Source organism: Microbacterium sp. ZW CA_36 (assembly GCF_044987475.1).
Taxonomy (GTDB): Bacteria; Actinomycetota; Actinomycetes; order Actinomycetales; family Microbacteriaceae; genus Microbacterium.
In genome coordinates this window covers 23,623-30,362 of the sequence record NZ_JBJDRL010000049.1, presented here as the reverse complement: position 1 = coordinate 30,362, position 6,740 = coordinate 23,623, and the positions used below count along the sequence as shown (strand labels likewise).

7 protein-coding genes and 1 pseudogene are annotated in these 6,740 nt (G+C 71.1%); 4 read left to right on the top strand and 4 right to left on the bottom strand.

Features of this window, described 5'->3' with window-relative positions:
- Together ACI3KX_RS16865 and pgi are read right to left on the bottom strand one after the other, a co-directional pair.
- A pseudogene (locus tag ACI3KX_RS16865) lies at positions 1-526 on the bottom strand (phospholipase); the annotation flags it as partial.
- 250 nt (positions 527-776) lie between these two features.
- Positions 777-2,459 (bottom strand): glucose-6-phosphate isomerase, encoded by a 1,683-nt coding sequence (gene pgi, locus ACI3KX_RS16860; protein ID WP_404910437.1) that lies wholly within the window; start codon positions 2,457-2,459, stop codon positions 777-779.
- A gap of 100 nt (positions 2,460-2,559) precedes the next feature.
- Between pgi and ACI3KX_RS16855 the strand changes: the two genes are divergently transcribed.
- The 3 genes from ACI3KX_RS16855 to ACI3KX_RS16845 all read left to right on the top strand — a co-directional run bounded on the left by ACI3KX_RS16855 (position 2,560) and on the right by ACI3KX_RS16845 (position 4,358).
- Positions 2,560-3,390, top strand: coding sequence for a Cof-type HAD-IIB family hydrolase (locus tag ACI3KX_RS16855; protein ID WP_404910436.1), 831 nt, complete (start codon positions 2,560-2,562; stop codon positions 3,388-3,390).
- A gap of 108 nt (positions 3,391-3,498) precedes the next feature.
- On the top strand, positions 3,499-3,888 hold the full coding sequence (locus ACI3KX_RS16850; RefSeq protein WP_404910435.1) for an HNH endonuclease: 390 nt from the start codon (positions 3,499-3,501) through the stop codon (positions 3,886-3,888).
- Positions 3,885-4,358, top strand: a complete 474-nt coding sequence (locus ACI3KX_RS16845) for a GNAT family N-acetyltransferase (RefSeq protein ID WP_404910434.1) — start codon at positions 3,885-3,887, stop codon at positions 4,356-4,358. Before ACI3KX_RS16850 ends, ACI3KX_RS16845 begins: the two co-directional genes overlap by 4 nt.
- A gap of 70 nt (positions 4,359-4,428) precedes the next feature.
- On the opposite strand, the gene ACI3KX_RS16840 is transcribed toward ACI3KX_RS16845, so the two are convergent.
- A complete protein-coding gene (locus tag ACI3KX_RS16840; protein ID WP_404910433.1) occupies positions 4,429-5,184 on the bottom strand; it encodes an SDR family NAD(P)-dependent oxidoreductase in 756 nt (251 codons plus the stop codon).
- 109 nt (positions 5,185-5,293) lie between these two features.
- On the opposite strand from ACI3KX_RS16840, the gene ACI3KX_RS16835 reads away from it, so the two are divergent.
- A complete protein-coding gene (locus ACI3KX_RS16835) occupies positions 5,294-5,875 on the top strand; it encodes a TetR/AcrR family transcriptional regulator (protein WP_404910432.1) in 582 nt (193 codons plus the stop codon).
- Between the two features lie 15 nt (positions 5,876-5,890).
- Here ACI3KX_RS16835 and ACI3KX_RS16830 read toward each other — a convergent pair whose 3' ends face one another.
- Positions 5,891-6,733: a hypothetical protein gene (locus tag ACI3KX_RS16830; RefSeq protein WP_363354391.1), complete on the bottom strand. Its 843-nt coding sequence runs from the start codon at positions 6,731-6,733 to the stop codon at positions 5,891-5,893.
- Positions 6,734-6,740 lie beyond the last annotated feature (7 nt).

Below are 6,740 nucleotides of genomic sequence, written 5' to 3'. Positions count from 1 at the left end.
CGGCGGCGGCTGCGGCGGCTGCGGCCGCCGCTTCCTCGGCGGCCTTCTGCGCCTTGGCGGCGTCGAGGTGCTCGCGCAGCTCGGAGATGCGCGCCGAGACCCGAGCGGTGACGCGGTTCGCGTCGGCGGTGATCCCGGGCACGAGGAGCATGGGAACGAGGTCGACCTTCGACAGGCGGTCGGCCGCGTCCTCGAGGGAGGCGGTGTCGATCGACGTGTCGGGCAGGCCGATGTCGAGGCCGGATGCGGCGATCTCGGTGGTCACCGCGGCAGCCTCGGTGAGCGCGACGCGCGCGGTGAGCACCGAGCCCTGGGCGTCGACGCGGATGTCGCGGAGGGTCGCTTCGGGCGCGGTGGCCGAGGCGATGGCCGACGCGGCCAGCGGGGCGGCGTTGGCGAGGGTCGGCGAGGCCAGCGTCAGGCCCGTTGTGAGGGCGATGCCGAGGGCGGCGCCGGCGGCGACGGCGGGGACGAAGAAGCGGCCGCGGCGGCGGCGGGCAGAAGTGAGTGACGAGTCTGAGTGCATGACGAACGTACGATCCTTCGGGGGTTTCGCGCCGCGGGTATCGGCGCCGTGCGCCCTCGGGGCGGACACACAAGTGCCCGAGTCTGCCTCATGCCGTCTGGACGAGTCCCGGTGTTTTCCTGAACGAATCGTGGGAGGCGTTTTCCCTGAAAGTCCTGATCCGGGGCACGAGAAGGTGCTCTCCACGGTCGAGAACGAAAGGGGGGAGGATGCCGGAGTCCCGGCATCCTCCCCCCTTCAGGTAAGCGATTCAGACGGTGCGATGCGCCGTGTAGTAGGCGAGCAGGGCGCGGGTCGAGGCGTCCTGCGCGGCGATCGCCGCCGCGTCTCCCTCGATGGCCGGGGCGATCTGCAGGGCGAGCTGCTTGCCGAGTTCGACACCCCACTGGTCGAACGAGTTCACTCCCCAGATCACGCCCTGGGTGAAGGTGATGTGCTCGTACAGCGCCACCAGCTGGCCGAGCACCGACGGGGTGAGCGCCGGGGCGAAGATCGACGTGGTCGGCTTGTTGCCCGCGAAGGTGCGCGCGGCGACGAGGGCGCCGGTGGTGCCCTCGGCCTCGACCTCTTCCGCCGTCTTGCCGAACGCCAGCGCCTTGGTCTGCGCGAGGAAGTTCGACAGGAACAGCCCGTGCACGTCGCGCCCGTCGTCCGACAGCGGGTAGGCGGGGTTCGCGAAGGCGATGAAGTCCGCCGGGATCAGCCGGGTGCCCTGGTGGATCAGCTGGTAGAAGGCGTGCTGGCCGTTCGTGCCCGGCTCGCCCCAGAACACCTCGCCGGTATCGGTCGTCACAGGGGAGCCGTCCCAGCGCACGGACTTGCCGTTCGATTCCATCGTCAGCTGCTGCAGGTACGCGGCGAAGCGGCTGAGCTGCTGGGCGTAGGGGAGCACCGCGTGCGACTGGGCGCCGAGGAAGTTCGTGTACCAGACGTTCAGGAGACCCATCAGCACGGGCACGTTGCGCTCGAGCGGGGTCGTGCGCACGTGCTCGTCGACCGCGTGGAACCCGGCGAGCAGCTCGCGGAACACGTCGGGTCCGAGCTCGATCATGAGCGACAGGCCGATGGCCGAGTCGACCGAGTATCGACCGCCGACCCAGTCCCAGAACCCGAAGGCGTTCGCCGTGTCGATGCCGAAGGCGGCGACCTTGTCGAGCGCCGTCGACACGGCCACGAAGTGGTGGGCGACGGCATCCGTCCTCGCCTCGTCCGAGCCGTCGATCGCGCCGGCCGCTTCGAGTCCGGCCCAGAGCCAGTCGCGGGCGAGCCGCGCGTTCGTCAGCGTCTCGAGGGTCGTGAACGTCTTCGACGCGACGATGAACAGCGTCGTCTCGGGGTCGAGCCCCTTCGTCTTCTGCGCGAGGTCGGTCGGGTCGATGTTCGAGACGAAGCAAGCCTCGATGCCGGCGGTCGCGTAGGGCTCGAGGGCCGCCGAGACCATGACGGGGCCGAGGTCGGATCCGCCGATCCCGATGTTCACGATATGGGTGACCTTCTTGCCGGTCGCACCCGCCCACTCGCCGGAGCGCACGCGGTCGGCGAACGCCGTCATCGCGGTCAGCACCGACTGCACGTCGGCATCGATGTCCTGCCCGTCGACGACCAGCGGGGGCTGGGCGCCCGCTGGGCGGCGGAGCGCCGTGTGCAGCACCGCGCGGTCCTCGGTGGTGTTGATGTGCTCGCCGGCGATCATCGCGGCGTAGCGCTCGGCGACTCCGGTCTCCTCGGCGAGGCGCACGAGGGCGGCGAGGATCTCGTCGGTCACGAGGTTCTTCGACACGTCGACGTGCAGGTCGGCGAGCTCGAAGCTCAGCCGTTCGGCGCGGCGCGGGTCGATCGCGAACCAATCGCGCAGATCGGGGGCGAACGAATTGCGGAGGGAGCTGAGCTCGGCCCAGGCGGACGTGGTGGTGGCATCGACGGGAGCGGTCACGCCCCCTAAAGTACCCGCGCCGATGCGCGCGTTGGTTACGCGTTACTCACCGGCGGTCGGTGTCCGTTGTGAGCGCGCCTACCCTTGAGAAGGAGGTGCCATGCCCTATCCCTCGCCCGACCTGCGCCTGATCGCCGTCGACATGGACGGCACGCTGCTCGACGGCGACGGCCGGATCCCTGACGCCCTGTGGCCGTTGCTCGACCGTCTGCACGCCCGCGGCATCCGCTTCGCTCCGGCGAGCGGGCGCCAGCTCGCGACGCTCCAGCACGCCTTCGCCGAGCACCTCGACCACATGGTGTTCATCGCCGAGAACGGCGCCTACGTGGTCGAAGGCGACTCCGAGATCAGCTCGGACGCGATGGATGCCGCTTTCACGGCATCCCTCGTCGCCCGCCTGCGCGCGCTCGCCGTGGCGGGCCGCGACCTCGGCGTCGTCGTGTGCGGCAAGCGGTCCGCCTACATCGAGCGCGCGGATGCGCCGTTCCTCGCGGAGGTGCAGAAGTACTACGCGCGCCTGCAGGTCGTCGATGACCTGCTCGAGGTCGACGACCAGATCCTCAAGGTGGCGATCTTCGATTTCGCGGCGGCGGCGACCACGGCCCCCGCGCTCGACGACCTGCGCGCGACGCACCAGGTGGTCGTCTCGGGGCACCACTGGATCGACGTCATGAACCTCGGCGTCAACAAGGGCGTGGCCTTGCGCCGGCTGCAGGCGGCGACAGGGATCACGCACGAGCAGACGGCCGTGTTCGGCGACTACCTCAACGACCTCGAGATGATGGATGCCGCGGCACTGTCGTTCGCGATGGCCAACGCGCACCCGGATATCGCGGCCCGGGCGCGCTTCCGCGCTCCCTCGAACCTCGACCACGGTGTCATCACCACGATCGAGAAGCTCCTCGACGGCGTGCCTGACGCCGTCGCGTGACTCCACACGTCTCGTTCGTGAGCCGTCAGCGCGGGAGCGGCATTCATCCGGCGCGCGTCCGGCCGCGTCGGCCCCGCGTCGACCGCCGCGCTCGGTAGCGTGACCTGCATGGCGGTGAGTCAGACCAGGCGGGCGCGCGCGGCGCGGCGCCGTGCGCGACGCGTGGCCGCCGCGGACAACGACCTCACCCTCGACGAGTGGGAGGCGCTGCTCGAGGCGTGGGCCTCGTGCGCGTACTGCGGCACCGCGGTGGGCCCGTTCCAGAAGGACTGCGTGCTGCCCATCTCGCGCGGCGGCCGGTACACGTTCGAGAACGTCGTCCCTGCGTGCCGCTCGTGCAACGCGAGCAAGAGCAACGACGAGGTCACCGGGTGGCTGCGCCGCAAGCGTCTCGACGAGCGCGCCTTCCTGCTTCGGCACGTCGAGGTGCTCCGCGCCTGGCGCGGCACGGCGGAGGTGTTCGCAGAGGAGGCCGAGGAGGAGGTGGGCGCGCCGTGACGGTCGATATCCGTCCGTACGAGTCCCGCGACTGGGACGACATCTGCCGCATCCACGATGCCGCCCGCCTCGATGAGCTGAGGGGCGCGGGCCTCCTCGACGCGTACATCAGCCTCGCCGACACGTACGAGAACGAGGGCCTGTTCGACGACCAGGTGTGGGTCGCCGAGTACGAGGGGCGCGTCGCCGGCTTCATCGCGGGCAGCGTCGACCAGGAGGGCGGCGAGATCACCTGGATCTACGTCGACCCCGCCCGCTATCGCCGGGGCATCGGCCGCGCGCTCGTCGAGCACTTCATCGCGCGGGCGGGCGGGCCCGTCGAGCTCGAGGTGCTCGACGGCAACGCGGCCCGCGCGTTCTACGAGTCGCTAGGCTTCGTGCGCACGGCGACCACGAGCGGCAAGCTCGCCGGCAACGAGGCCTTCACCGCCACCGGCCACACGCTGGTGTGGACCCCGCCGCAGCCGTAATCGCCTGCACGAATGGGAAGCGGCCCGCGCGATTCGGGTTCGCGCGGGCCGCTGGTTCGGGGAACGGATGCTACTGAGCCGCGTAGCCGCCGTCGACGAGGTGGTAGCTGCCGCTGACGAAGGTGGCGGCATCCGATGCGAGGAACGCGACGAGGTTCGCGACCTCCTGCGAGTCGCCTAGGCGGCCGAGCGCGTGCTTGGCGGCCAGCGCCGCCTGCGCGTCGGCGTCGAGGTTGGCGTCGACCAGCGGGGTCCGGATGAAGCCGGGGCCGACCGCGTTGACGCGGACGCCCTGCGCGCCGTACTCCAGCGCGGCGTTCTTGGTGAGGCCGACGACGCCGTGCTTCGCCGTGACATACGCCGACGACATGGGGATGCCGACCGAGCCCAGCACCGACGAGATGTTGACGATGGAGCCGCCGCCGTTGCGGGCGATCGCGGGCGCCTGCGCGCGCGTGCCGTAGAACAACGCGTTCAGATTGATCTCGATGACCTTCTGCCACGAGTCGATCGGGTACTCGCCGATCGGCGCGGCGGCGCCCCCGATGCCGGCGTTGTTGACCGCGATGCGCAGGGGCGCGAGCGCCTCCGCGGCGTCGACGGCCGCCTGTCCGACCGCCGGGTCGGAGACGTCGCCGACGAACGCGACAGCGGTACCGCCTGCGCCCGTGATCTCGGCGACGACCGCATCCGCGGGATCCTGCCGCACGTCCGCGACGACCACCGCCGCACCGTTCGCGGCGAGAGTGAGGGCGACCGCCCGGCCGATGCCGGATCCGGCGCCCGTGACGATGGCGGAACGCCCCGCGACATCGTACGTAGCCATGATGTACCTCCGTAGACGGCGTCAGCGCGTGGCGCCGGGTTGTTTCTCCGACATATGTCGGTTACCTATGAGTTAACCTACACCTGTCGAAAAGATTCCCGGAGGTGGAATGGATCCCCGCAAGCAGCGCAGTCGCGACCGTCTGCACGCCGCCGCTCTCGCGCTCGCCACCGAGCGACCGATCTCGAGCCTCACCGTGACGCAGCTCGCCGACGCGGCGGGCGTGCACCGCTCGACGTTCTACGAGCACGCCGATTCGCCTTCCGGCCTCGTCGAAGCCGCGCTGACCGCCGAGCTCGACGTCCTGCGCGACGAGCTGATGAAGGACCGATCGGATGCCGCCACCGCGGTCGCCACGGTGACCGAGGGTGTCCTCCGCCACATCCTGCGCCACATCGACATCTACCGCCGCGAGCTGGCGGACGGGGGAGGGACGCTGCACGCGATGCTGAGCCGGCACTTCCGCGGCACGACCGAGATCCTGCTGGAACGCGGGCGCATACGGCTCCCGCTGACCGCCGACGGCGTCGCGGACTCGGCCGTCGCGGACGCCGCCGCACGCTTCCTCGCCGACGGCACGGTGGGCGTCATCGACGGATGGCTGCGGCATCCCCGTCCCCGTGTCGAGGACTTCCTGCGCGTCTATCTCGCACTGCTGCCGGAATGGTGGCCGCACCGCCCCGCGGTCTGACCGCCGGGCCGGCGGTCACGCCCGGTCGGACCGCCCGAGCAGCGCGATGCCGTCGAGCACCGCACGGTGCGTCGCGGGTGAGGCCAGCACCCGGAAGTGCCCGGCCGCAGGCACCGTGATGTTGGTGGCGCCGTCCAGGGCGCTGCCCTCGGGGATGTGCGGGTCGAACGGGCCGAAGATCGAGACGATGCGCCCGTTGATCGAGGTCTCGCGCCCGAGCTTGACGATCGTCTCGTCGTCGGGGAGGAACGCCCGGATGCTCGGATCGACGAAGATGCGTGCCCGCCGGGCGCCGGCGAAGGGGGTCGCGACGGCCACCAGTCCGAGGAGACCGAGCGGACGTGTGCCGGTGCGCGGCGTCGCCGCGGCGGCGGCATCCGACGGGTCCTCGCCCGAAGTGGCGGCCTTCGCCGCCTCGACCGCGGCGCCGGAGGTCACCAGTACGTGCTTGCCGATGAGCCCGCCCTTGCTGTGCGCCACGAGCACCACACCGGCCCGAGGCGCCGCAGCGTCGGCGAGCACGCGCTCGAGGCGGTCGGCGGTGTCGGGGATGCTGCGGCGGTTCACGCCGAGTCCGTGGACCACTCGCACCCGGTGCCCCGCGGCTGCCAGGGCATCTCCGAGGGGGCGGAGGAAGGTCCAGTGCTCGTACACCCCGGGGACGAGGTACACCTCGGGAAGCGCGGGGTCGCCCTGGCGCCAGGATGCCGGGATGGGACGCGGCCGGCCGATCGACCAGGGGAGCGAGAGCACGGCGAACTGGCGTCGCGCCGCATAGAGGTAGTCGGCCGCCCACCACAGGGCATGCCGTACCGGCGAGGAGCGCGGGGCTGCGCCGGACGCGGCACGGTCGACCATGGTGCGC

Coding starts and splice junctions, on each gene's coding strand:
- ACI3KX_RS16855 (WP_404910436.1), top strand. CDS start 2,560: ATGCCCTATCCCTCGCCCGACCTGCGCCTGATCGCCGTCGACATGGAC.
- ACI3KX_RS16850 (WP_404910435.1), top strand. CDS start 3,499: ATGGCGGTGAGTCAGACCAGGCGGGCGCGCGCGGCGCGGCGCCGTGCG.
- ACI3KX_RS16840 (WP_404910433.1), bottom strand. CDS start 5,184: ATGGCTACGTACGATGTCGCGGGGCGTTCCGCCATCGTCACGGGCGCC.
- ACI3KX_RS16835 (WP_404910432.1), top strand. CDS start 5,294: ATGGATCCCCGCAAGCAGCGCAGTCGCGACCGTCTGCACGCCGCCGCT.
- ACI3KX_RS16830 (WP_363354391.1), bottom strand. CDS start 6,733: ATGGTCGACCGTGCCGCGTCCGGCGCAGCCCCGCGCTCCTCGCCGGTA.